Source organism: Phnomibacter sp., assembly GCF_036803085.1.
Classification (GTDB): Bacteria; Bacteroidota; Bacteroidia; order Chitinophagales; family Chitinophagaceae; genus Phnomibacter.
The window spans coordinates 33,623-56,113 of the sequence record NZ_DAIRUZ010000010.1; the positions used below are offsets into that span (position 1 = coordinate 33,623).

Annotated in this window: 21 protein-coding genes; 8 read left to right on the forward strand and 13 right to left on the reverse strand. The window is 48.1% G+C overall.

Features of this window, described 5'->3' with window-relative positions; genetic code table 11:
- Positions 1–210: 210 nt before the first annotated feature.
- Positions 211–1,479 (reverse strand): phosphoribosylamine--glycine ligase, encoded by a 1,269-nt coding sequence (purD, locus tag V7Q13_RS16510; RefSeq protein WP_333801773.1) that lies wholly within the window; start codon positions 1,477–1,479, stop codon positions 211–213.
- A gap of 120 nt (positions 1,480–1,599) precedes the next feature.
- On the opposite strand from purD, the gene V7Q13_RS16515 reads away from it, so the two are divergent.
- Positions 1,600–3,111: a peptide MFS transporter gene (locus tag V7Q13_RS16515; RefSeq protein WP_333801774.1), complete on the forward strand. Its 1,512-nt coding sequence runs from the start codon at positions 1,600–1,602 to the stop codon at positions 3,109–3,111.
- A gap of 89 nt (positions 3,112–3,200) precedes the next feature.
- Entirely contained in the window at positions 3,201–5,255 is a 2,055-nt protein-coding gene (locus V7Q13_RS16520) for an OPT family oligopeptide transporter (protein ID WP_333801775.1), read from the forward strand.
- Positions 5,256–5,465: 210 nt separating this feature from the next.
- Here the strand turns inward: V7Q13_RS16520 and V7Q13_RS16525 are convergent, their stop codons facing one another.
- From V7Q13_RS16525 to V7Q13_RS16550, 6 genes are all read right to left on the reverse strand, one after another.
- The gene (locus V7Q13_RS16525; protein WP_333801776.1) at positions 5,466–6,395 is read right to left on the reverse strand and encodes a 1-acyl-sn-glycerol-3-phosphate acyltransferase; all 930 of its coding nucleotides are present in this window, start codon (positions 6,393–6,395) and stop codon (positions 5,466–5,468) included.
- 95 nt (positions 6,396–6,490) lie between these two features.
- The gene (gene pckA / locus V7Q13_RS16530; protein WP_333801777.1) at positions 6,491–8,104 is read right to left on the reverse strand and encodes a phosphoenolpyruvate carboxykinase (ATP); all 1,614 of its coding nucleotides are present in this window, start codon (positions 8,102–8,104) and stop codon (positions 6,491–6,493) included.
- A gap of 231 nt (positions 8,105–8,335) precedes the next feature.
- Complete coding sequence (locus tag V7Q13_RS16535; protein WP_333801778.1) at positions 8,336–8,566, reverse strand: hypothetical protein; 231 nt, start codon at positions 8,564–8,566, stop codon at positions 8,336–8,338.
- Positions 8,566–8,925 (reverse strand): translation initiation factor, encoded by a 360-nt coding sequence (locus V7Q13_RS16540; protein WP_333801779.1) that lies wholly within the window; start codon positions 8,923–8,925, stop codon positions 8,566–8,568. The genes V7Q13_RS16535 and V7Q13_RS16540 overlap by 1 nt, the downstream gene beginning before the upstream one ends.
- Positions 8,926–9,060: 135 nt before the next feature.
- Positions 9,061–9,933, reverse strand: coding sequence for a carboxylating nicotinate-nucleotide diphosphorylase (nadC, locus tag V7Q13_RS16545; protein ID WP_333801780.1), 873 nt, complete (start codon positions 9,931–9,933; stop codon positions 9,061–9,063).
- A gap of 124 nt (positions 9,934–10,057) precedes the next feature.
- Positions 10,058–10,672 (reverse strand): YceI family protein, encoded by a 615-nt coding sequence (locus V7Q13_RS16550; RefSeq protein WP_333801781.1) that lies wholly within the window; start codon positions 10,670–10,672, stop codon positions 10,058–10,060.
- A gap of 580 nt (positions 10,673–11,252) precedes the next feature.
- On the opposite strand from V7Q13_RS16550, the gene gpmI reads away from it, so the two are divergent.
- The gene (gene gpmI / locus V7Q13_RS16555; RefSeq protein WP_333801782.1) at positions 11,253–12,776 is read left to right on the forward strand and encodes a 2,3-bisphosphoglycerate-independent phosphoglycerate mutase; all 1,524 of its coding nucleotides are present in this window, start codon (positions 11,253–11,255) and stop codon (positions 12,774–12,776) included.
- A gap of 167 nt (positions 12,777–12,943) precedes the next feature.
- Here gpmI and V7Q13_RS16560 read toward each other — a convergent pair whose 3' ends face one another.
- A complete protein-coding gene (locus V7Q13_RS16560) occupies positions 12,944–13,426 on the reverse strand; it encodes a hypothetical protein (protein ID WP_333801783.1) in 483 nt (160 codons plus the stop codon).
- 163 nt (positions 13,427–13,589) lie between these two features.
- Here V7Q13_RS16560 and V7Q13_RS16565 point away from each other — a divergent pair, with 163 nt between their 5' ends.
- Together V7Q13_RS16565 and V7Q13_RS16570 are read left to right on the forward strand one after the other, a co-directional pair.
- Positions 13,590–14,642, forward strand: coding sequence for a hypothetical protein (locus V7Q13_RS16565; protein WP_333801784.1), 1,053 nt, complete (start codon positions 13,590–13,592; stop codon positions 14,640–14,642).
- A 97-nt stretch (positions 14,643–14,739) separates the two neighbouring features.
- A complete protein-coding gene (locus V7Q13_RS16570; protein WP_333801785.1) occupies positions 14,740–15,441 on the forward strand; it encodes a LolA family protein in 702 nt (233 codons plus the stop codon).
- 3 nt (positions 15,442–15,444) lie between these two features.
- On the opposite strand, the gene V7Q13_RS16575 is transcribed toward V7Q13_RS16570, so the two are convergent.
- From V7Q13_RS16575 to trmB, 3 genes are read right to left on the reverse strand one after another with little or no spacing between them, the layout of a single operon-like run.
- Positions 15,445–15,879 (reverse strand): MGMT family protein, encoded by a 435-nt coding sequence (locus V7Q13_RS16575; protein WP_442958265.1) that lies wholly within the window; start codon positions 15,877–15,879, stop codon positions 15,445–15,447.
- On the reverse strand, positions 15,797–16,003 hold the full coding sequence (locus V7Q13_RS16580; RefSeq protein ID WP_333801787.1) for a DUF5522 domain-containing protein: 207 nt from the start codon (positions 16,001–16,003) through the stop codon (positions 15,797–15,799). Before V7Q13_RS16580 ends, V7Q13_RS16575 begins: the two co-directional genes overlap by 83 nt.
- Complete coding sequence (gene trmB, locus V7Q13_RS16585; protein WP_333801788.1) at positions 16,000–16,728, reverse strand: tRNA (guanosine(46)-N7)-methyltransferase TrmB; 729 nt, start codon at positions 16,726–16,728, stop codon at positions 16,000–16,002. Before trmB ends, V7Q13_RS16580 begins: the two co-directional genes overlap by 4 nt.
- Before the next feature lie 171 nt (positions 16,729–16,899).
- On the opposite strand from trmB, the gene V7Q13_RS16590 reads away from it, so the two are divergent.
- Complete coding sequence (locus V7Q13_RS16590) at positions 16,900–17,382, forward strand: hypothetical protein (protein ID WP_333801789.1); 483 nt, start codon at positions 16,900–16,902, stop codon at positions 17,380–17,382.
- A gap of 3 nt (positions 17,383–17,385) precedes the next feature.
- Here V7Q13_RS16590 and V7Q13_RS16595 read toward each other — a convergent pair whose 3' ends face one another.
- Both V7Q13_RS16595 and V7Q13_RS16600 read right to left on the reverse strand, forming a co-directional pair.
- The gene (locus V7Q13_RS16595; protein ID WP_333801790.1) at positions 17,386–17,889 is read right to left on the reverse strand and encodes a hypothetical protein; all 504 of its coding nucleotides are present in this window, start codon (positions 17,887–17,889) and stop codon (positions 17,386–17,388) included.
- Positions 17,890–18,013: 124 nt separating this feature from the next.
- Complete coding sequence (locus V7Q13_RS16600; protein WP_333801791.1) at positions 18,014–18,985, reverse strand: M23 family metallopeptidase; 972 nt, start codon at positions 18,983–18,985, stop codon at positions 18,014–18,016.
- Between the two features lie 162 nt (positions 18,986–19,147).
- Here V7Q13_RS16600 and alaS point away from each other — a divergent pair, with 162 nt between their 5' ends.
- Both alaS and V7Q13_RS16610 read left to right on the forward strand, forming a co-directional pair.
- On the forward strand, positions 19,148–21,778 hold the full coding sequence (gene alaS, locus V7Q13_RS16605; protein WP_333801792.1) for an alanine--tRNA ligase: 2,631 nt from the start codon (positions 19,148–19,150) through the stop codon (positions 21,776–21,778).
- A gap of 79 nt (positions 21,779–21,857) precedes the next feature.
- A complete protein-coding gene (locus tag V7Q13_RS16610; RefSeq protein WP_333801793.1) occupies positions 21,858–22,436 on the forward strand; it encodes a hypothetical protein in 579 nt (192 codons plus the stop codon).
- Positions 22,437–22,491 lie beyond the last annotated feature (55 nt).

Consider the following 22,491-nt stretch of genomic DNA (forward strand, 5'->3'; position numbering starts at 1 on the left):
CGAATGAGTAACACGGATTGGACGAAGTGTTACGAATAACACGAATTAAAAAAGAGAACGGCTATTAGACCGTTCTCTTTTTTTGCTTAAAGCAGAAGGCTAAAGGCAAAAAAACTCCGTACCCTACTTAGCTCTGTACAAAATCATAATGCTCAATTGCCGAAGGCCATACATCTCTGTGTCCTCCTAACCTCTGTGCGAAAAACCTCGTTACTCGAATTCGTACCCGATATCATTCCTGAAATACATGCCTTCAAACTGCACCTGTGCAATGCAAGCCTTGGCTTGTGCAGCAGCCTCCTGAATGGCAGGTGCCAATGAAGTAGCTGTAATCACACGGCCACCACTCGTTACCAAAGTGCCGTCTTCTTTCAACTGCGTACCTGCATGAAACAGCATGGTATCCGCTGGTAGCGTTGCGGGTAGTTGCATGGTTTTTCCTTTGGCATAATCACCGGGGTAGCCGCCGCTCACTGCCATCACCGTGGCCGCCGCTCTATCATCAATCTTCACTGATGCACTGGCAAGAGTGCCGTTGTTGAGCTGTACAAACAATTCCACCAAATCACTTTGCAACCTGGGCATTACTACTTCCGTTTCGGGGTCGCCCATGCGGCAGTTGTATTCAATCACATACGGTTCACCTCCCACATTAATCAAACCAAAAAACACAAAGCCTTTATACACCAACCCTTCTTTGGCAAAACCATTGATGGTGGGTTCAATAATGCGGTCGGTTACTTTTTGCATAAACACATCATCTGCAAAAGGCACAGGACTCACACAGCCCATGCCGCCGGTGTTAAGGCCGGTATCGCCTACACCAATGCGTTTGTAATCTTTGGCATGGCCAATGATTTTGTAGTCTTTGCCATCGGTCAATACAAACACGCTGATTTCAATGCCTGATAAAAATTGTTCTACTACTACACGGCTGCTGGCGTCACCAAATTGTTTGTGCAAAATCATTTCGGCAAACACTTGTTGCGCTTCTTCGTGGGTACTGCAAATCACTACGCCTTTGCCTGCGGCCAATCCGTCGGCTTTCAGTACAATGGGCAGGCTGTGTTGTGCCAGATAGGTTTTGCCGTCTTCAAAATTATCGGCGGTAAATTCAGCGTACGCAGCAGTAGGTATCTGCTGACGCTGCATAAACTTTTTGCTGAATGCTTTGCTGCCTTCTAATTGTGCCGCTTCTTTCGAAGGGCCAATCACGGCTACGCCTTTGGCTGTAAAATAATCATACACGCCATTTACCAGCGGATCTTCGGGGCCTACTACTATCAGGTCGATGTGATTGTCAGCCACAAATTTTTCGATGGCTGCAAAATCATTGACGCCAATAGGAACATTGGTGCCGATGTTGCCGGTGCCGCCATTGCCGGGGGCAATAAAGAGTTGCTGGCACAAGGGGCTTTGTTTCATTTTCCAGGCCAGGGCGTGTTCGCGGCCGCCGGCGCCAAGTAGCAGTATGTTCATGATTGCAGTGCGGTAATAATTGGCTGCGAAAGTAGCCTAAAATCAGCCCGTGGTGTGCATTTTCTACCTATTTTGGGCCGCCGCCGCCAAACGGGCCGGCATCAAAACAAAAAACAACGTATGAGTGACATTGCTACGAAAAAAGGCCACCCCATAGGGCTTGGTGTATTGTTTGCAACGGAAATGTGGGAACGCTTCAACTACTACGGCATGAGGGCCATCCTCATTCTGTTTATGACGAAGGCCCTGATGTTTGATAAAGCTTTTGCATCCAATTTATACGGTAGTTATACCGGGCTGGTGTACCTCACACCATTGATTGGTGGTTTCATCAGCGATCGTTTTTGGGGCAACCAACGTTCCATTATTGCGGGTGGTATTCTTATGGCTTTGGGCGAATTTGTGTTGTTCGGTTGTGCCTCTGTGTATGCTACCAATTCTTCGCTGGCCACCTTTTTATTTTTCACAGGTCTTGGATTGATGATTGCCGGTAATGGTTTTTTCAAACCCAATATCAGCAGCATGGTGGGCCAGCTCTATCCTGATGGCGACAACAGAAAAGATGCTGCATATACCATCTTCTATATGGGTATCAACGTGGGTGGTGCACTCGGACCTTTCTTGTGTGGTCTCGTTGGTGATACAGGCAATCCCTTCGATTTCAAATGGGCATTTTTGGTGGCCGGTATTGGTATGACTATCAGCGTAATTGTACAGTTGCTGCTACACAAAAAATATGTAAAAGGACCCGATGGAGAAGTGCTCGGCTTAACACCTGCAGGTGTGGCCAAGTCTGTTATCAATCCATTTTTGATGGCTGTTGGGTTGGTTGTTTTTTCCGCAGTCATGATTGGTATTTTGTATGCCGACGCAAAAATCTTTCCCTTCCTTAGTTATTTGCTGATAGCCTGTGTGGTGTTTATCGCTTTTATAATTTTTTCTGACAAAACTTTATCGAAGATTGAAAAGGATAGACTGGTTGTAGTATTTGTCGCTTCTTTCTTTGTGGTGTTTTTCTGGAGTGCGTTTGAGCAGGCTGGTGCTTCGCTCAATTTCTTTGCCGATGAGCAAACAAATCGTGACCTCGGTTTCTGGACCATTCCAGCTAGTTTGTTTCAATCTCTCAATTCCATCTTCGTTGTAAGCTTTGCACCATTGTTTGCATGGTTATGGGTAAAAATGGGTAAGATCGAACCATCAGCACTCACCAAAATGGCCATCGGTTTGATGTTGCTCACCATTGGCTTTTTTGTGATTGCCTTTGGTGTAAACAATGTGGCACCCGGTGTAAAGGTGAGTTTCTTGTGGCTCACAAGTATGTATGCGTTACATACATGGGGCGAACTCTGTTTGTCGCCCATTGGTTTGTCATTGGTAAATAAACTAGCACCATTTAAGTTGGCATCGCTGATGATGGCGGTTTGGTTTTTGGCAAATGCCGCTGCCAACAAACTGGCTGGTGTTTTAAGTGCCTTGTACCCCGAGGCAGGAAAGACAACGCAGTTGCTCGGTTTCAAAATTGAAAACCTGCACGACTTCTTCATGGTATTTGTGATTATGTCGGGCGTAGCATCGCTGGTGTTGTTCATTCTCTCTAAGAAGTTTCAAAAGCTCATGCACGGTGTGAAATAAGACTTGCATCAAGCATCGTAAAAATGGAGATACCTCAGGTGTCTCCATTTTTTATTTCCCTATCTTTCTCGCTATTAAAAATTTGCTGTATGAGTGATGTGAAATTTCAACCTTTCATACCCGATGAAGCAAGGATTCCGGAGTTTACGGTCAAGAGTATTCTCATGGGTGCTTTGTTCGGCATTATTTTCGGCGCCTCTACGGTGTACCTGGCGCTAAAAGCTGGCCTCACTGTGAGTGCTTCTATTCCCATTGCCGTTATCGCCATTACCTTGGGAAGGCGCTTGCTCAAAACCACCATTCTCGAAAACAACATCATCCAAACCACTGGTAGTGCCGGCGAAAGCATTGCGGCGGGTGTGGTGTTTACCCTGCCGGGTTTTTTGTTTTTGAGTGATCCGGAGAGCAAAGAATTTTTCCGCTACATCACCATTTTGACCCTCGCCATTTTTGGCGGCATGCTGGGTACGCTGATGATGATTCCACTGCGCCGTTCTTTAATTGTAAAAGAACATGGCACGTTGCCTTATCCCGAAGGCACCGCTTGTGCCAGTGTACTCAAGGCCGGCGAAAAAGGTGGCGACATTGCGAAGACTGCATTTGTTGGCCTTGGCTTCGCTTTTGCGTATGCGTTTTTGCAAAAGCTGTTTCATGTAATTGCAGAAACACCTCAGGCCATGACGGCTCAAATCAACAAATATTTTCCCAGTGCCAAAGTGAGTGGCGAAATCACGCCGGAGTACATGGGCGTGGGTTACATCATCGGGCCAAAAATCAGTGGTGTGTTGGTGGCAGGTGGGGTGATAGCCTGGATGGCTTTGATACCCTTGCTGGCTACGCTGGTGCCGGCTGACGTGATAGCAGCGCAACTGGTAAAGCTGGGCTACCTCGGTGGTTTGGATAAGGCCGGCGGTGCCGGTGGTTGGGATCCTGTGACACATACTTTCTCGGATTATTCAGCGGCTATTTACCGTGCTTACGTACGTCAGATTGGTGCAGGCGCCGTGGCTGCGGGTGGTTTCATTACATTGATTAAAACCATTCCTACCATCATCTCTTCTTTCAAAGGCAGCCTTGGATCTATGAAAGAAAAAGGCGATGCAGCTGTTGCTGTAAAACGTACCGAACAAGACCTGAGTATGAAAGTGGTGTTGATTGGTAGTTTGGCACTGGTACTCATTTTGGCAGCACTGCCTTTTGTGCCCGGCGACAACTTTTTCAGTCGTCTGCTGCTGGGCGTGTTGGTGATTATTTTCGGCGCATTTTTCGTTACCGTTTCTTCCCGTATTGTGGGTCTGATTGGCTCGAGCAACAACCCCATCAGTGGCATGACGATTGCGACCATCATGGGTACTTGTTTGATTTTTATTACTGTCGGTTGGACAGGTAAAGTGTACGAACCGATGGCACTTGTTGTGGGCGGTTTGATTTGTATTGCTGCTGCCAATGCTGGTGCTACTTCGCAAGATTTGAAAACGGGCTACATCGTGGGGGCAACGCCCAAATATCAGCAGCTGGCTTTGTTTGTAGGCGCCATCGTTTCTTCCATTGCCATTGGTGCTACCATCAAAATTTTGGATACACCTACAGCCGAAATGTTGTCGCAGGGTATTACGCATGCCATTGGTACCGATAAGTTTCCTGCACCACAAGGCACACTCATGGCCACGTTGATTAAAGGCATTTTGTCGTTCAACCTCGACTGGCAATTTGTGTTGGTAGGTGTCGCTATTGCCATCACTATGGAATTGTGCGGCATCAAGAGTCTGAGTTTTGCAGTAGGCGTGTACCTGCCTTTGAGTACCACTTTGCCCATTTTTGCAGGCGGTGCTATTCGGGGTATTGTAGACTGGCGCAAAAAGAAAAAAGGTGTGGTTGAAACTGCCGAAGAAGAAGATTTGGGTAAAGGCAATTTGTTTGCCACAGGACTGGTAGCTGGTGGTGCATTGGCAGGTGTTATCATTGCCTTTATGAGTGCACCCGATAGCATGAAGAATTTCATTAGCAGTGTCAATCTTGAACACGGAATTACCAGCATGCTTGGCGAAAATGGCTACTTCTTGCTGGGCGTGTTGTGCTTTGTGGGGATGGGCTTTATGCTCTACCGCATTGGCATGAGCAAATCAGAATCATTAAAGGAATGATGGTAGATAAATGAGTGAATAAATCAATCAGTCAATAGTAAATGGGTGGATGTGTCGCTGGATGCATTCACCCATTTTTCATCGTTGCTGACTCCTGTAGGGGATGCACTAGTTAAGCGACTTTTGTCGCTATTTGTAATTGAGTAAAATGGCAGTTGAAATCTGTCAACCTCCAAATCCTCAACAGTAGACGAGGACTATAAAAAAGCATTATTCTTTCCAATGGATATAACTCAGCGCCAATGCAGGCAAGCCGAGCAGTACCATTGGCCATGCTTGCCACTGTGCAGTAAAAGCATACAACGCTGCTGCGAAAACCAAGAGCAGCAAAGGGTACAACACAAATAATATACTGAGTAGAATGCTGTCGTAGTGCACATTGTCTTTGCTTACTTTTTGCACAAATGCAGTAAGCGGTATGTATAATGGTGCATGCAACACAGCCCCGAGCATGGCCGGCAAAAACAACAACACCCGTTTCCAAAAAGCAGGTGGCTGATGCACAAAAGGAACTTCGCTGCACAAATGCAGCAGTTGTTGTTCTGTTTGTTGATTGATTTGCGCCATGCAGGTAGCACTCTGCAGGTCGTTGGCTATTTCGCTGCCAAACACTTTCCCTAACCGTATGTCGATGGTTTTTCCAATACGGTTGAAACTGGAATACTCCAGCCACACGGGCAGTACTTTTGCAGGAATGCCTTGCTGCCAGCAAGCTTGCAAAATTCTGGGTGCACCTTTTTTTAGCGGTAGTTGCAGTGTAGTTTGGTTTTCACAAAATCCTTCTACAAAAATGAGGAGGATGCCATTGTTGCGCAGTACTTCTACACTCTTTACAAAGGTTTCTTCATTCAGGCTTAGCATGTGTTTGCCATCGCGGATGCGGTAAATGGGAATCATGTTGAGCAGGTGCAACATCTTTCTTACCCAAGCCTTTTTAAATACATCGCCACGGGTAATGAAGTGCACCGGATGCTTCATGTAGGCGCCGAGCAATATGGCATCTAAAAAGGAGTTGGGGTGATTAACGGCCAACAGCAAGGGGCCGGGCGTTTGCAATTGCTCTGCATGTAAAATGCGAATGCGTCTGGCCGCAAAAGGCATTGCCAGTCTCACCATCACTTTTACAAATCCGTAGAGCATACGCCGAAAGGTAAGGCAAATCATTATTCGGGAAAAAACGAAGGCCCCGCAGAAGCGGGGCCCGAATAAAAGGAGACAAGCAATCGAAAAGTCGTTTAGTTCTGGTCGTTGTGCAACACTGGTGCAGCAGCCAAAATTTCTGCCGTTACACCGGATGCATATTTTTCAAAGTTTTGTACAAAGTCGTGGGCCAGTGCAGCAGCCCGCTTATCGTAGGCTACAGCATCAGGCCAGTTTTTACGTGGGTTCAGCACTTCGGAAGGTACGCCGGGGCAATGCATGGGCACTTGCAGGCGGAAGTAGGGGAGCAACTCATATTTCAAATCATCGAGTTCACCATTCAGTGCTGCCGTAATCATGGCACGGGTGTAGCTCAATTTAATGCGGCTACCGGTACCATACGCACCACCTATCCAGCCTGTATTGATGAGCCATACATTCACATCGTGTTGTTGCAATTTTTCGCCCAGCATTTGGGCATACTTGCCGGGGTGCAGCGGTAAAAACGGTGCGCCAAAGCAGGCACTGAAGGTGCTCTTTGGTTCGGTTACACCAGCTTCGGTACCGGCCACTCTGGCTGTGTAGCCACTGATGAAATGGTACATGGCCTGCTCACGGGTAAGGCGGCTAATGGGTGGCAACACACCGTTGGCATCACAAGTGAGGAAGAAAATATTGCGAGGGATACCCGCTACTGCCGGCGATTTGGCATTGCTGATAAAATGTAACGGATAACTGACACGGGTATTTTCTGTAATGTCTTTGGCCGCAAAATCTACTTCGTTGGTGCCGGGCACAAACACAATGTTTTCCAGCAAGGCACCGGGCTTGATGGCGGCAAAAATTTCAGGCTCTTTTTCGGCAGTCAGGTCAATGCACTTGGCATAGCAACCACCTTCAAAATTGAAGACGCCATCTTTTGTCCAGCCGTGTTCATCATCGCCAATCAACTGGCGGTTGGGGTCGGCACTCAGCGTTGTTTTTCCGGTACCGCTCAGGCCAAAAAAGACGGCAGTGTCGCCCAGCCGGCCTACGTTGGCCGAGCAGTGCATGCTCAGCACTTGTTGCTGCTGGGGCAATATGTAATTCAGGATGGTGAAAATGCCTTTTTTCATTTCGCCGGTATAGCCGGTGCCACCAATCAAAATCATTTTATGGGTAAATGAAATGATGGCAAAATGCGGACTTCTGGTACCATCCAGCTTAGGCTCGGCTTCAAAGCCGGGGGCTTGCATGATGATCCAATCGGGCTCAAATGTTTTGAGCTCCTCCTGCGTAGGCCGCATAAACATATTGTAGGCAAACAGGTTGCTCCAAGCATGTTCGTTAATCACCCGAATGTTGAGCCGAAAACGGTCGTCGGCACATACGTATCCATCTCGTACCCAAAGCGCTGGTTGCTCACTCATGTAGCCGGCCATTTTTTGGCGCAGCTGCAAAAAGTACTGCTCATCAATGGGCATGTTGAAATTGTTCCAGTGAACGGTGTTGGCCGTGAGGGCGTCCTTCACAATGAACTTATCCTGCGGACTGCGACCGGTAAATTTTCCGGTACGGATGCACAACGCTCCGGTAGCGCTAATCTCACCCTGACCCTGGAGCAAGGTTTGCTCGGTAAGTGTTTCGGGGCTAAGCTGGTAGTGAATCTGACCTGTGCGGATGCCAAGGTGTTTCAGGGAAATAATGTTTCGGGCAATGGTTTGTTCCATAGCAAAAGCAAGCAATCGTTGAGGGGCAAATGTAGAAGGGCTGTACAATCGCTTTGAATTATTAGCCCCTCAAAATTGAATAACCGTATAACGATTCTGAATATCCATTGATGGATTTCCAAAATTTCTTAGAAATGGATTAGACGCCTCCGAAATTTATTATGCAAACGTTTGCGTACGTAGAAAGTTTTTGGGGTGTACTTCTTACACACTCGCTTATGCGGGTGTAAGTTATCTGTTGAGCAACATTTGTAAAAAGGAGGAAGTGATGAGGACAATAGCGAGTAAAATGCTGCCAAACATGGTGAGCATTTTGCCAATGCGGATGCGGCTTTCTTGTTGTATCTGATGTGCTTTGTACCACACGATAAGACCCGATAGCAGCATCAGCATTGCCGGCAGCAACATCAGTTGCAGCAAAGCCAGCAAGGCATGTAATTTATCCACTTCATGTGCGTCCATCAGCCACCGGCTTTTTTGGTTTGGGTGTAGCCATTTTTCAGCAACCATTGCAGCACTTTGTCGCGGTGGTCGCCCTGTACCAGTATTTCACCCTCTTTTACACTGCCGCCGGTACCGCAGGCTTGCTTAAGTTGCTTGCCCAGTTGTTCCAGGTCGGCATCGGGGCCTTCAAAACCGGCAACAATGGTCACAGCTTTGCCACCGCGATGCTTGGTTTCAAACCAAATGCGCAGGCGTTGTTGTGCTGCAGGCAGCAATGCTGTTGGTATTTCATCCTCCACGGGTTTAAAATTGGGGTCGGTGCTGTATACAAGGCCGCCCAAATCGGAGAGGCTGTTGAGTTTCTTTTTTTGTGCCATGGAAAAAGAGGATAATTACCACAGAGGTAAATGAGTACAAACAAGAGGTACACAGTGTTTGACTGGTGAAAGAATATTACGGCCTTCCGCTTTTAGCTTTTTTTGCCAATTGTATTTCCTATCAACCACCAACCATCAACCATTCCTTATCTGCGCTTTCAAACTCAGGTCTAAACTTTTGGCCTGGTGAATGAGTGCTCCTGTGCTCACATAATCTACACCCGTTGCAGCATAAGCTTCTATGTTGTCAAGTGTAATGCCGCCGCTGGCTTCTGTTTCAAAATCATCGCCCAGTATATGCAGCGCAGTTACAATATCTGCCGGTTGAAAATTATCGACCATTACCCGAAACACTTTGCCACGGCCCACTTTGGCCACCAATGCTACATCTTCCAGCGTACGGGTTTCTACTTCTATTTTCATGCCTGGCTTGTGTTCGTTTACATAAGTCCATGCACGTTCAATGGCTGCTTCAATGCCGCCTGCATAGTCAATGTGGTTGTCTTTCAGCATGATCATATCGTACAAGCCAAAGCGGTGGTTAACGGCGCCGCCAATGCGTACCGCTTCTTTTTCGAGCAGGCGAAAATTGGGCGTGGTTTTGCGGGTATCGAGAATGCGGGTTTTATAACCCTGCAGTTTTTTTACATACTGCTCAGTTAGCGTAGCAATGCCACTCATGCGTTGCATGCAGTTGAGCACCAGTCTTTCGCAGCTGAGGATGGTATGAATGGAGGCTTCCACCGCAAATGCCGTTTCACCATTTTGCATGTGTTGGCCATCTTGTTTGTGCTGGTGAAAAAGTACATCGGGTTCTACCAGTCGGAATATTTTTTCGGCAACCTGTACACCCGCCAATACGCCCTGCTGTTTAATGCGCAGCACTGCTCTTCCTTTTTGCGAAGCGGGAATACAAGACAGGGTGCTGTGGTCGCCATCGCCTATGTCTTCTGCCAATGCTTCCTGTACCAGGTGGGCCAGTTTCTGATCAAATTCTATACTCGTCATAGCCAACATTTGTAGGGGCCAAAGGTAGTTGTATGCACCAAAGCAAAACAGGCAATACTTGCGTATTACCTGTTTGCTCTGATGGATGGATGCCGTAATGAAACGACTCCCGGCCGCGTCTAAATTACTTGGTATTGGCTACCAATTGCAATTCGATGATGAAATCATCGTAGATCGCTTTGTCGCCAATGCTTTCGAAGAAGCTCTTAGAACCATAACGGATGTCGAACTTGGTGCGGTCAACAGTGATGGTAGCAGTAGCCTTCAGGGTTTTGCCATCCATGATGATGGCAGCAGGAAACTCGATGGGCTTGGTGATGCCTTTGATGGTGAGGTTACCTTTTACAGTGTAGCTACCGGCCTGGCTGGCAGGTGTTACAGAAGTAATTACGAAAGTGGCAGTCTTGTGCTTGTCTACGCTGAAGAAGTCGTCGCTTTTCAGGTGGCCGAGCAGTTTGCCATTCATGTTAGCATCTTTGATGTCAACCACAGCCATAGTGGTCATGTCGATGGTGAAAGAACCTGCTACCAGTTTGTCGTTGGCTACGGTGATTTCGCCACCGCTCAGCTTCACGGTACCGTCGTGCTTACCGGTTACTTTTTCTGCCTTCCACACCAGGTTGGTCTGGGCAGTGTTTACGGCATATTTACCGTTGGTGGCTTTACCGCCGCCGGCAAAGGCTACAGAACTGATGGCCAACATAGCGAAGGCTGCGAAGGTTGCTTTGATTTGTTTCATTTTTTTAGTGTTGAATGGTTTGAATGATTGGTTGTTTGGAAATACATGTATGTACATGTATTGAGTGCAAAACTGTGATGTTTGTACATACAAACCAAATTTCTCTTTGTGAAAATTTCTATAACAGTTTTGGGGAGGAGGGTTTTCGCTTTCGGTCTTTGGTCTTCAGCGTTTGAGGTTTTGTCGCACAGAGGACACAGAGAGCTCAGAGGATTATAATTCCATCAGTGAAAATCCTTTGCTCTCCTGTGTAAATCCGCGTCCCAGTATTTCGCACAGTGCTTTTGGACTTCGGCCTTCAGCGTTTGAGTTGTTCGCACAGAGGCCACGGAGAGCAAGGAGGAGTTGAAGAATCTGATAAAATCTGTGTAAATCTGTTATTCATCCCTCCAAATCCGCGTCCCATCATTTCTCAAAACAAAAATTCGTGTCATTCGTGCCGATTCGAAAAATCCGTGCTACTCATTCGGTTGTTCAAAATCATGTTTTTACCCCAACCAATTGAGGTAAATTCGCACGGCTTAAGCAGCGCCAAACGCTGGCATAGCATTTATTACAACCAAACAGCAATCGATATCTCATGAACAAAACCATGCTCGTTATTATGGACGGATGGGGCCTGGGCCAGGTGCCCGCCAGCGACGCCATCCGTGCCGCCAATACCCCTTTTGTAGACAGTTTATACAGCCAATACCCCAACACGACGCTCATTACCTGCGGTGAAGCCGTGGGCCTGCCCGACGGGCAAATGGGCAACAGCGAAGTGGGCCACCTCAATTTGGGTGCAGGTCGCATTGTGTATCAGGAATTGCAACGCATTAACGTGGCCATTCGCAGTGGCGAGTTTCAGCAAAATGCAGTGTTGCTCAACAGCATCCGCTATGCCAAAGAAAACAACAAGCCGCTCCACCTCGTAGGCCTGGTGAGTGATGGCGGTGTGCACAGCCACATCAACCATGTAAAAGCCATTGTAAGCCTGTGCCAGGCAGAAGGTTTGTCGAATGTATTCATCCATGCCTTTACCGATGGCCGCGATTGTGACCCGAAAAGTGGCCTGGGTTTCATCAAAGATTTGCAGCAGCACCTCGATGCTACCGTAGGTAAAATTGCTACGGTTGATGGCCGCTATTACGCCATGGACCGCGACAAACGCTGGGAGCGGGTGAAGCTGGCCTACGATGCCATGGTAAAAGGCGAAGGTCCAACAGCTACCAGTGCTATTGCTGCCGTAGAAGCAGCGTATGCAGCTGATGTAACCGATGAATTTATTAAGCCAACGGTGATGGTGGATGCCGACGGAAAACCCGTGGCGACCATTCAGGAAGGCGATGCCGTGCTGGTGTTCAACTTCCGTACCGACCGCTGCCGCGAAATCACCGAAGTGCTGACACAGCAAGATTTCCCCGACTTTGGTATGCACAAGCTGCAACTGCATTACACCACCATGACTGAGTACAACAAAAACTGGACAGGTGTAAACGTGGTGTTTGAAACCGATAACCTCAATAACACGTTGGGTGAAGTAATTGCCGCCAATGGTTTGAAGCAAATTCGCATGGCGGAAACCGAAAAATATCCGCATGTAACCTTCTTCTTCAGCGGTGGCCGCGAAGCTACTTTTAAAGGTGAAAAGCGGTTGATTGTACAAAGCCCCAAAGTGGCCACTTACGATTTACAGCCCGAAATGAGTGCCAATGAAGTGACCGCTTTGCTGCTGCCCGAAATTGAAACTGAAGAGTCGGCATTTATCTGCCTCAACTTTGCGAATGCTGATATGGTGGGCCATACCGGTGTATGGGAAGCCGCTATCAAGGCCGCCGAAACAGTAGACAATTGCGTTCGTCAGGTGGTAACTACGGGTCTGGCGCATGGCTATACCATTTTCCTTACGGCCGACCATGGCAACAGCGATTACCTGGTGAATGAAGATGGCAGCCCCAACACGGCGCATACCCTCAATCCGGTGCCGCTGTTTGTGATCAGCAATACCTGGAAGGGCGCCGTGAAGCCCGGCAAACTGGGCGATATTGCTCCAAGCATTTTAACAGTAATGGGCCTGCCCATTCCGAAAGAAATGACGGGTGAGGTGTTGGTGAGTGCTTAATGTATATGTTTAGATACAAAAGCCGCCTCGACTAAGTCGATGCGGCTTTTTTGTTGTATTGAAAGTTCAATAGTAGCAATGACGTTGAAGTGTGCGACGCAACGAAGTATAATAGTAGTACTTCAGTTGGGCTCATAAAAAAAGTACTTCAAAGAGAAGCGACTTTGTTACGCCACCGTTTCCACTTTTTCAATCGTCATCAATTCATCAAACGATACGTGTACGAGGCGGAGCAATTTGTCTTCGAGCAGTTGGGCCATGGTGTCCATGTATACAATCACATCTTCCCGCTGGTTGCGGCTGAGCCAGCGAAAGCCGCCGGGCAGGGCTTGCAACACTTCTTTGTCTTCGAGGTATTCAATGTTGTGAATATCGCTGGGGGTGAGGCCAATTTGCTGCAGCTTGCTGATGAGCAATCCCACAGGCGCATCGGTTACGCCGCAATATTCTTCGGCCAGTTCTGTCCACTCGCCGTCGCCGCTGCGGGCAAAGTGCATGATTTCTTTTTCATCGAGGCGGGTGATGGTTTGCAACAGGTTGCCACAGTTACAACTGCCATGGTTGCCCCATGCATATTTGGTATCGGGCTGGCGCAGCCGGCGGGCGGTTTCACGAAGGGCGTCTATCAATGCCAGGTTGGGATGAGCCATACAAACAGATTTTGAGGATATACAATTTGCGGAGAGAATTGGTTTGAAAATTGAGATGAAGATCGAGGCATTCACTGCTTTGTGGAAGAATCGTACTGGAATCAGTATTGATTTTGATACAAGCCTTGCAAAATAGAAAGCCAGAAAAAGCGTTTATTGCTGCATGTTATTGCGCATCCTGTTTTTCTTGTTTTTCCCCTTGGCGTTGGCTGCCCAACCCATCACAGGTGTGTGGCGGGGCAAAGTGCAAAAAGGCCGTCCGCCATTTACCACTACCTACAAGCTGGAAGTAAAAGTGGTGCGGCAGGGCGATAGCCTTACCGGTACCTCGTACTATTATGCCAATGCGCAGCAGTATTATCGCTACGCCATCAAAGGATATCTGGACCCACAGGATGCGAGCCTGCATTGGTGGGATGATGTGCTGTTGGAATCGAAGGGGCCCAAAACCAGTTTTAGTGCGGTGAACCAACAGCCGCTGGCCATGCAAACCGATTTTAATTGTCCGGGTGCTGGCATCATGAAGCTGGATGGGGTGGCCGAAACCAAAAACGGCGATGATCTGGAAGTGCATTTGGATAAAATGGAAGCGCCATTGTTTGCAGATGGCTGGGATGAACTGCTGGCCAACTGGTGGTATGGTGGTGCCGACCCCGACTTAATAGCCGCTGCCGATACCGAGCAACGCCAACCAAAACCAACGCCGCCAGCACCAACCGAACCAGTAATCGTTCAAACCAAACCCGCTCCTCAACCTCAACCTCAACCTGCCCCACCAGTTGTGGTAGCCGCTCCGCCGGTGGCAGAAAAGCCCCAGCCACCAACACCTGTGGTAGTGGCACCGCCTGTTGTACAAACCATTCAGCAAAAGTTTGATAGCCGCCAAAGGATTGTACAAACCACTTTGCCCTTAGCCGGAGATAGTGTAGAACTCCAGTTTTTCGACAATGCCGAAATTGATGGCGATAGCATTTCATTGTTTTTAAATGGCCGCTTATTGTTTGAGCATGTGCGGTTGAGTGCACTGCCTTTTGTAATAAAGCTGGCCGTGCAAGATGTACCTGCCGATGCGGAGCTAAGCATGGTGGCGGAAAACCTTGGCGCTATTCCCCCGAATACTTCCTTTATGATGGCCTACATCAACGGGCAACGCTACACTGCCCGGCTGGAAAGCACGGAGAAAACCACCGCGGTCATCCGGTTTCGGAAGGAGTGATGCTCAATAGTAGCACTGCCGATGAACGAAATGCGACGCAACGATGTTACATAGCAGCAGAGGCGCTTGGTCCCTGTTTTTAATCTTTCTTTGCATCATGAAAATTCGATATCGGTTACTGGCGACTGTTGTTTTAATGGCCTCATCATTGGTAGCAACGGCGCAGGATGCCACCGCCCTGATACTTAAACTGAAAGCCAAACTGGAAAAGGTAAATGACTACAGTGCCACTGGCAGGCTGCGGACGGATGTGGCATTTTTAAAAGTACCTGTGGCCAAGGTGAATGTGTATTTTAAAAAGCCCAACCGCTTTCGTATTTCCAAAGAAAAAGGCATCAGCATTTTGCCCAAGGGCGGCGTAAGTGTGAACATGCAAAATGTACTCAACGATAAAAACTTTGTGGCACTAGATGCAGGTACTGCCACCGTGCAAGGACAAACCGTAAAAGTGGTGAAAGTGCTGCCGGCCGACAATAACAGCGATGTGGTACTCACGACCTTGTACATTGATGAAACGAATTTGCTCATCAAAAAATCAACTACGACCACCAAAGAAAACGGCACCTACGATGTAGAATTATTTTACGGCAAATGGATTGCTTATGCATTGCCTGACAAAACGGTGTTCAGCTTTAATACCAAGGATTACAAACTACCCAAAGGCGTAACATTGGAGTTTGACGATGGCGAAAAACCCGATACCAACAAGCTGAAAAACAAGAAGGGCTATGTTGAATTGACCTACGACAACTATGTCATCAACAAAGGGGTGCCGGAGTCTTTTTTTTCGGGGAAATGATTGTTACAAAACCAGCTCAATAGTCGGGTCCCAAAAGCGTTGGGCAAAATCGACGACTACATCTTCTTGTACAGCCACGCCATCTTTTTGCAGCAATTCTTCCATGCGGGTGGGGGTGCCAAAATGCATTTTGCCACTCAGCATGCCCATGCGGTTTACTACACGTTGCGCAGGCACATCGGGCAGTACATGGGCGGCATTCATGGCCCAGCCTACCATGCGGGCACTCATGCCACTGCCCAAGTATTTGGCAATGGCGCCATAGGTGGTAACCCGGCCTTTGGGTATTTGTCGCACCACGTCCCACACATTTTCGAAAAAGCTGTGCTGCCTGGGTAACGCTTGTGGAGTTATGTTAGTCTTGCTGGATTTTTTTGCCGCCATTGGCCGAAGATAATAATTGGCTGCGTTTGGGCTCGGGTACCCGTTCGTAGGCATAGGGGCAATGCCTGCAGCCATTGCCACAGCATACCCCACGTTCGAGGTGGTATTTTTCTGTGAGCACCATGTATCCTTCGGGGCTGTAATAATAATCTTCGCCCTCTATGAGTTGCACTTTCATAAATCTGTTGCCGATGCTTGTGTTCCTTGTTCCAGCTCCCACACCCGCTGTTTAAATGCTTCGTCTTTTGTAGCATCAATTACATCGGGCAGTTGAAACCGCAGGTAAAAAATAGTACCACTTTGTGCAATGTCGAGGCCCTCGTAATGGGTTTGAATAGTCAACAACTCCGGCTCGGTGGCTTCGCCATACACGTTGGTGTAATTTGTAACCAAGCTGCAGCCATAATGTTCAATCACCAGCAAGGTAAAGGCATGCAATACCGGTGAATCGGTTTTGAGATTAATGGTAGCGCCAGGCTGCAAAAAACGCTGGTACTTCCGCAAAAAGTTGGGATGGGTGAGCCGCTTACGGGCATGGCCGGTCCGCAGCTGCGGGTCGGGGAAGGTGAGCCAGATCTCGGCTACTTCGCCGGGAGCAAAATACTGATCGATGCGGTCGATTTGGGTACGCATAAAACCCACATTGCCCAAGCCCATAGCCAGAGCCCGTTTTGCACCTATGAAAATGCGGTTGCCTTTTACGTCTACACCCAAAAAATTTCGTTGCGGAAACATTTGCCCCAGCCCAACGGCATATTCGCCCTTGCCACAGGCCAGCTCCAATGTAAGCGGTTGAGGGCTGGCAAAAAAGCTGCTCCAGGTACCCGGCATATTTTCGGGGTACTCCAGCACATTGGTAAACGACTTGATAGCTGCAAAGCGGATGAGTTTCTTTTGGCCCATAAGGCGGCAAAGTTAAGGGGAGCGGTTTGGGTTGGTAAGAAGTTCACAAGTTCCAGGGTTCACAAGTTGACTTGATCACAAGTTGCCCCACTTTCTTATTCCTTGTTTTTTATTTCTTATTCCTTATTTACTACGAGTCCAACCTTCCCGCCATCCAACTTAAATTGCGCCATGCTCAAACCTGCATCTTTAGCCGAACTGAAAGCCGAACTGCAAACACTGCCGCAAGAAGAGTTGCTGGTACTGTGCCTGCGGCTGGCCCGTTTTAAGCAAGACAATAAGGAACTGCTGAGCTACCTGCTGTTTGAGTCGGCCGATACTGATGGCTACACCGCACAGGTGCAGCAGGCCATCAGTGAGGGCTTTGCACAAGTAAATACCAGCACTGTATTTTTTGCCAAAAAAAGCATCCGCAAAATATTGCGGCAGGTGAACAAAGTAGCCCGCTATGCCGCCAATAAAGAAATGGAAGTAGCCTTGCACCTGCATTTTTTACAAGAACTGTTGCAGCTGCCGCACCACATTACGCATTCCACTTTGGTAGACAAAATGGCCCATACCCAACAACAAAAAATTAGCAAACTCATCAAAGGCCTGCACGAAGATTTGCAGTATGATTACAGGCGCAGATTGCAATCGATAGAATTGCCATGACGGCTAACGAAAAAATATTTTCGCTCTTGCTTTAAAAGCCGGCGTTTCATAATCCAAACGGTCGGCAATGATGGCTTTTATTTCGGGCACAATTTCGGGGTAGTGTTGGCTCAGGTTATGCAGCACCGTCAGCGCAAATGCTTTGATGGCGGGCTTTTCCTGCAGGTCTGCTATGAAGCGGAAACAACGGTCCATCACTTCTCCATGCAATGGTTCTGGTATGGCTACAAACTGTAAAAGCCGCATAATGTTTCGGGTAATACCGTTGTGTATGTTGGGTTGATGCAACAGGTGTATCAATGCAGGTAAATGCGGTATAGTCAATTGCGGATGTGCTTCGGCCACATAGCTCATGGGCCATGCTGCCCGGCGGGCCATGCGTTCGTCTTTACCTGTTACTATTTCAATCAACTGCGTAAATCTGCATGCGTTATCACCTACCCATAGTTGTACTTTCTCCACCTGTGTTTTGTGGTTGTCTTCGAGCAGTAAGGTGTGGAGAGGCATGAGGAATGATGAATGGGGAAGGATGAATGATGAATAAGACATAATAAATAAGGAATAAGAAAGTAGGGCAATCCCTCAACTTGTCAACTCATCAACTGATCAACTCATCAACCCCGGGAACCACCTAATCAAAACTCTGGTTCCGCGTAGCCGCCAGTTGCAACAAGCGGTTGTATTGTTCCGGTGTCAGGTCGTTGTAGAAAAAGTAGATGGGATCGATTTTGGTGCCGCCTTTGATGACTTCGTAATGCAGGTGCGGACCGGTGCTTTTGCCCGTACTACCCACCCAGCCAATCACTTCGCCCCGCTTTACGGTTTGCCCTGCTCTGGCTTTGATGCGCACCATGTGGCCATACAAGGTTTCATATCCAAAGCCGTGGTCTATTACCACGTGGTTGCCGTAGCCACCGGTGTTGAAGTTGGCTTCTTTTACCCGGCCATCGGCAGTAGCATAAATAGGCGTACCGGTAGGGGCCGTAAAGTCGAGGCCGGCATGCATTTTCGGCACTTTATAAATAGGGTCGATGCGGTAGCCAAAACCACTGGCTACCCGCTCCAGGTCTTTGTTGGCCACGGGCTGTATGGCAGGGATGGCCGCCAGCAGGTCTTCCTTCCGTTCAATCATTTTTTCGATGCTGCCAAATGAGGTTTGCTGCGCATTCATGCGGTTGAAGAGGCGCTGCAATTGTGCGGCCATGTCGGTAATCAGCTGGTCTTGCCCCATGCTGCTCACTTTTTTGAGCTCGGCTATTTCTTCCAGCATTTTGGCCCGGGCACTGTCGGGTATCGGCTTCGATTCAAAAATGGAGCGGTACACATTATTGTCCCGTTTTTCCAACGTGGCCAGCCGCTGTTCCAGTTCTTCTATTTGTTTATCCAGCACTTTGTAGCCGTAGCGCAGGTTGGCATTTTCCTGCATCAGGGTACGTTCGTTGGCACTGGGAAAATACCGCTGACCAATGAGTACAATAATAAAGGAGGTGGTAAGTGCTGCCGCAATAAACCCGAATATCCGCAGCAGTTTCACCCGCAAGGGGGTCACCAGCTTTTCGTAGCGGAGCGTATGCGTGTTATAGAAGTACTTGATTTTTTTCACTGGTTCTTATGGCGTTGTCGTCATCTTTTCCGGCAGGGAAAAATGACCCTCATCACGGCTGCTAATCTTTTACCTTTGCGCACCTTGCCAGGCAAAGCAGTCAAAAATAGCCTTTAGGAGTCTGTTTTGACCAATTTCTTACGCCGACGGCAAAATATTGAAATGACCAAAGTATCTACCAGCATGACCGCAGCTCAAATACGCCAGCAGTTTCTCGATTTTTTTGCTTCGAAGCAGCACAGCATTGTGCCCAGTGCCCCCATTGTGGTAAAAAATGATCCTACCCTCATGTTTACCAATGCGGGTATGAACCAGTTCAAAGATTATTTTTTGGGCAACCAAACCCCTGCCAGCAAGCGGGTGGCCGATACGCAAAAATGCCTGCGGGTAAGCGGCAAGCACAACGACCTGGAAGAAGTGGGCGTAGATACCTACCACCACACCATGTTTGAAATGCTGGGCAACTGGAGCTTTGGCGATTATTTTAAAACAGAAGCCATTGCGTGGAGCTGGGAACTGCTCACCGGCGTGTATCAAATTCCCAAAGACAGGTTGTACGTCACCGTGTTTGAAGGCGATGAAAAAGAAGGCCTGCCGAAAGACGAAGAAGCTGCTACTGAATGGGCCAAATGGATTGACCCCAACCGCATTTTGCTGGGCAATAAAAAAGACAACTTTTGGGAAATGGGCGACACAGGCCCCTGCGGCCCCTGTACCGAAATACACGTAGACTGTCGCCCCGATGCAGAACGTGCTGCCGTAGATGGCAAAACCCTGGTGAACAACGACCACCCACAGGTGATTGAAATCTGGAACAACGTATTCATGCAGTTCAACCGCCTGAAAGACGGAAGCCTGCAGCCACTGCCTGCCAAGCACGTAGATACCGGCATGGGCCTCGAACGCCTGGTGCGGGTGCTGCAGGGCAAAACCAGCAACTACGATACCGATTTGTTTACCGGCACCATTGCGGCGGTAGAAAACATTACCGGTGCCAAATACGATTTCAGCGATAGCAAACAAGCCGTGGCCTTCCGGGTATTGGCCGATCATATTCGTGCCATCAGCTTTACCATTGCCGATGGTCAGCTGCCCAGCAATACCGGTGCCGGTTATGTTATCCGCCGCATATTGCGCCGTGCTGTTCGCTACTACTATTCTTACCTCGGCTACAAGCAGCCGCTGCTGCATCAATTGGTGCCCGTGCTGGCGGCACAGTTTGAGCATGTTTTTCCTGAACTGAAAAAGCAGGAAGCCTTTGTTGGTAAAGTAGTGCTGGAGGAAGAACAAACCTTTCTCGCTACTCTCGAAAAAGGTTTGAAGCGCATTGCTGAACTGATGCAAGACAGCACTAGCGTAATTGCCGGCGACAAAGCCTTTGAACTCTACGATACTTTCGGTTTTCCGCTGGACCTAACCCGCCTTATTGCTGCCGAAAACAACCTGCAGGTAGATGAAGCCGGTTTTGAAACAGCCATGCTCGAACAGAAAAACCGTAGCCGTGCTGCCACTACTTTAGATACGGGCGACTGGCAAATTGTAAACGAAACAGCCGGCCTCGGCTTTGTAGGCTACGCCGATTTAAACGTGGGTACCCATGTACAAAAGTTTCGGAAAGTAAGTGCCAAGGGCAAAGACCAATACCAACTGGTGCTGGCCAGCACACCTTTCTATGCCGAAAGCGGTGGCCAGGTAGGTGATACCGGTGCATTGCATTTTGGTGATGAAATTATTCAGGTGGTGAACACCAAAAAGGAGAACGACCTAATCGTACATTTTGTAGACAGCCTGCCTGCAGAATTGAACGGCGATGTACGGGCAGTGGTAAATGCCGAACGTCGGTTGAATACCATGTACAACCACACGGCTACGCATTTGCTGCATGCAGCATTGCGTCAGGTGTTGGGTACGCATGTGGCACAAAAAGGCTCGTTGGTGAATGATGAATACCTGCGTTTCGACTTCTCGCATTTCAGCAAAATGACCGATGAAGAAATCCGCAGCGTTGAAAAAATAGTGAACGATAAAATCCGTGAAAACATTCCTGTCATCATCGAATCATTACCCAAAGAAGAAGCGCTGACACGTGGTGCCATGGCCCTCTTTGGCGAAAAGTATGGCGATGTGGTACGGGTGGTGACTATTGATCCCAACTACTCAGTGGAACTTTGTGGTGGTACACATGTAATGCATACCGGCATGATTGGTTTGTTTGCCCTCGCCAGCGAATCGGCGGTGGCTGCGGGTGTGCGTCGTATTGAAGCATACACCGGTCCTGCAGCGTTCCGTTATTTCTCTGAAAGCCTCGAAAACATCAAAGAGATCGGCAATTTGCTGAAGGCAAAAGATCCTATCAAAGCCGTAGACAAACTGCTCACCGAAAACGCACAGCTGAAAAAGCACATCGAAATGCTGGAAGCCCGCCAATTGGTGGCGGTGCGCAATGAGCTCTTGCAAAAAGATGAAATCATCAACGGCATCAACTTCATTGGCGACATAGTAGAAGTAGGTAACGCTGATGCATTGAAGAAGCTCTGCTTCGACCTGAAAAATCACCTCAACGATTTTGTAGTAGTGCTGGCGGCCAATATTGACGGCAAGCCGTTTGTGGCAGTGAGCATTGCCGACAATGTGGTAGCTGCAAAAGGATTGGATGCTGGTGCCATCATCAAACAACACCTGGCGCCCATCATTAAAGGTGGCGGCGGCGGTCAAAAAAATCTGGCTACAGCCGGTGGGCAGGATGCGTCTAACTTAGCACAAGTGATAAACATTGTTAAAGAGCTGCTGTAAAGCGGCTCTTTTTTTATCCGTACCAAAGGGTATTTGATGATTGTGTTTTTTGTATTTATTTACAGCAATAGAAAATACCATGCGTACAATTTTTTTTAGCTGTTTGTTTTTCTGCTGCACAGCTGTCGCCCAAGGGCAAAAACTGTCAGCTGAACAGCAACAAATCAAGCAGACCTTCTTTTCGTTCTTGAAGTTTTACCAGAAAAACGAAAAGGCGTTCAATCAATTTGAGTTGTACAAAGGCAAGGGAAAAGACAACGCACCACCGTATCGAATTCAATGGAAAGAGGTAGAAAAATACTTTGCGTTTTTGCGTAGTAAAGTACCCATGGTTGGGGCTGCATACATTGCAGCAGAGCGGAAACATTTTCAGCAGGCAGAAAAAGATTTCAAAGCTTATCCGGAAGAAGAAATACCGGCAGGTTTTGATTATGACCGTTGGGCTGGCGGACAGGAATCGATTCAATACACCATCAAGTGGTATACTTCGCCAAAGAATAAATACGAGGTCGTTATAAAAGAAAATACGGCTACACTCCGCATTGGCAGTGAGTTGTACAAGGGAGCCGAAGAAAATGACCGGTCATGGTCTTTCGTGCCTTTTGTAAAAGAAAAAGGCAAATGGAAAATGGCGGATAATGTATATCCTGCCGATTAGTTGCATATTATAGTAAATGGGCCAGTTCAAGTAACTGGCCCATTTATGTAAATTA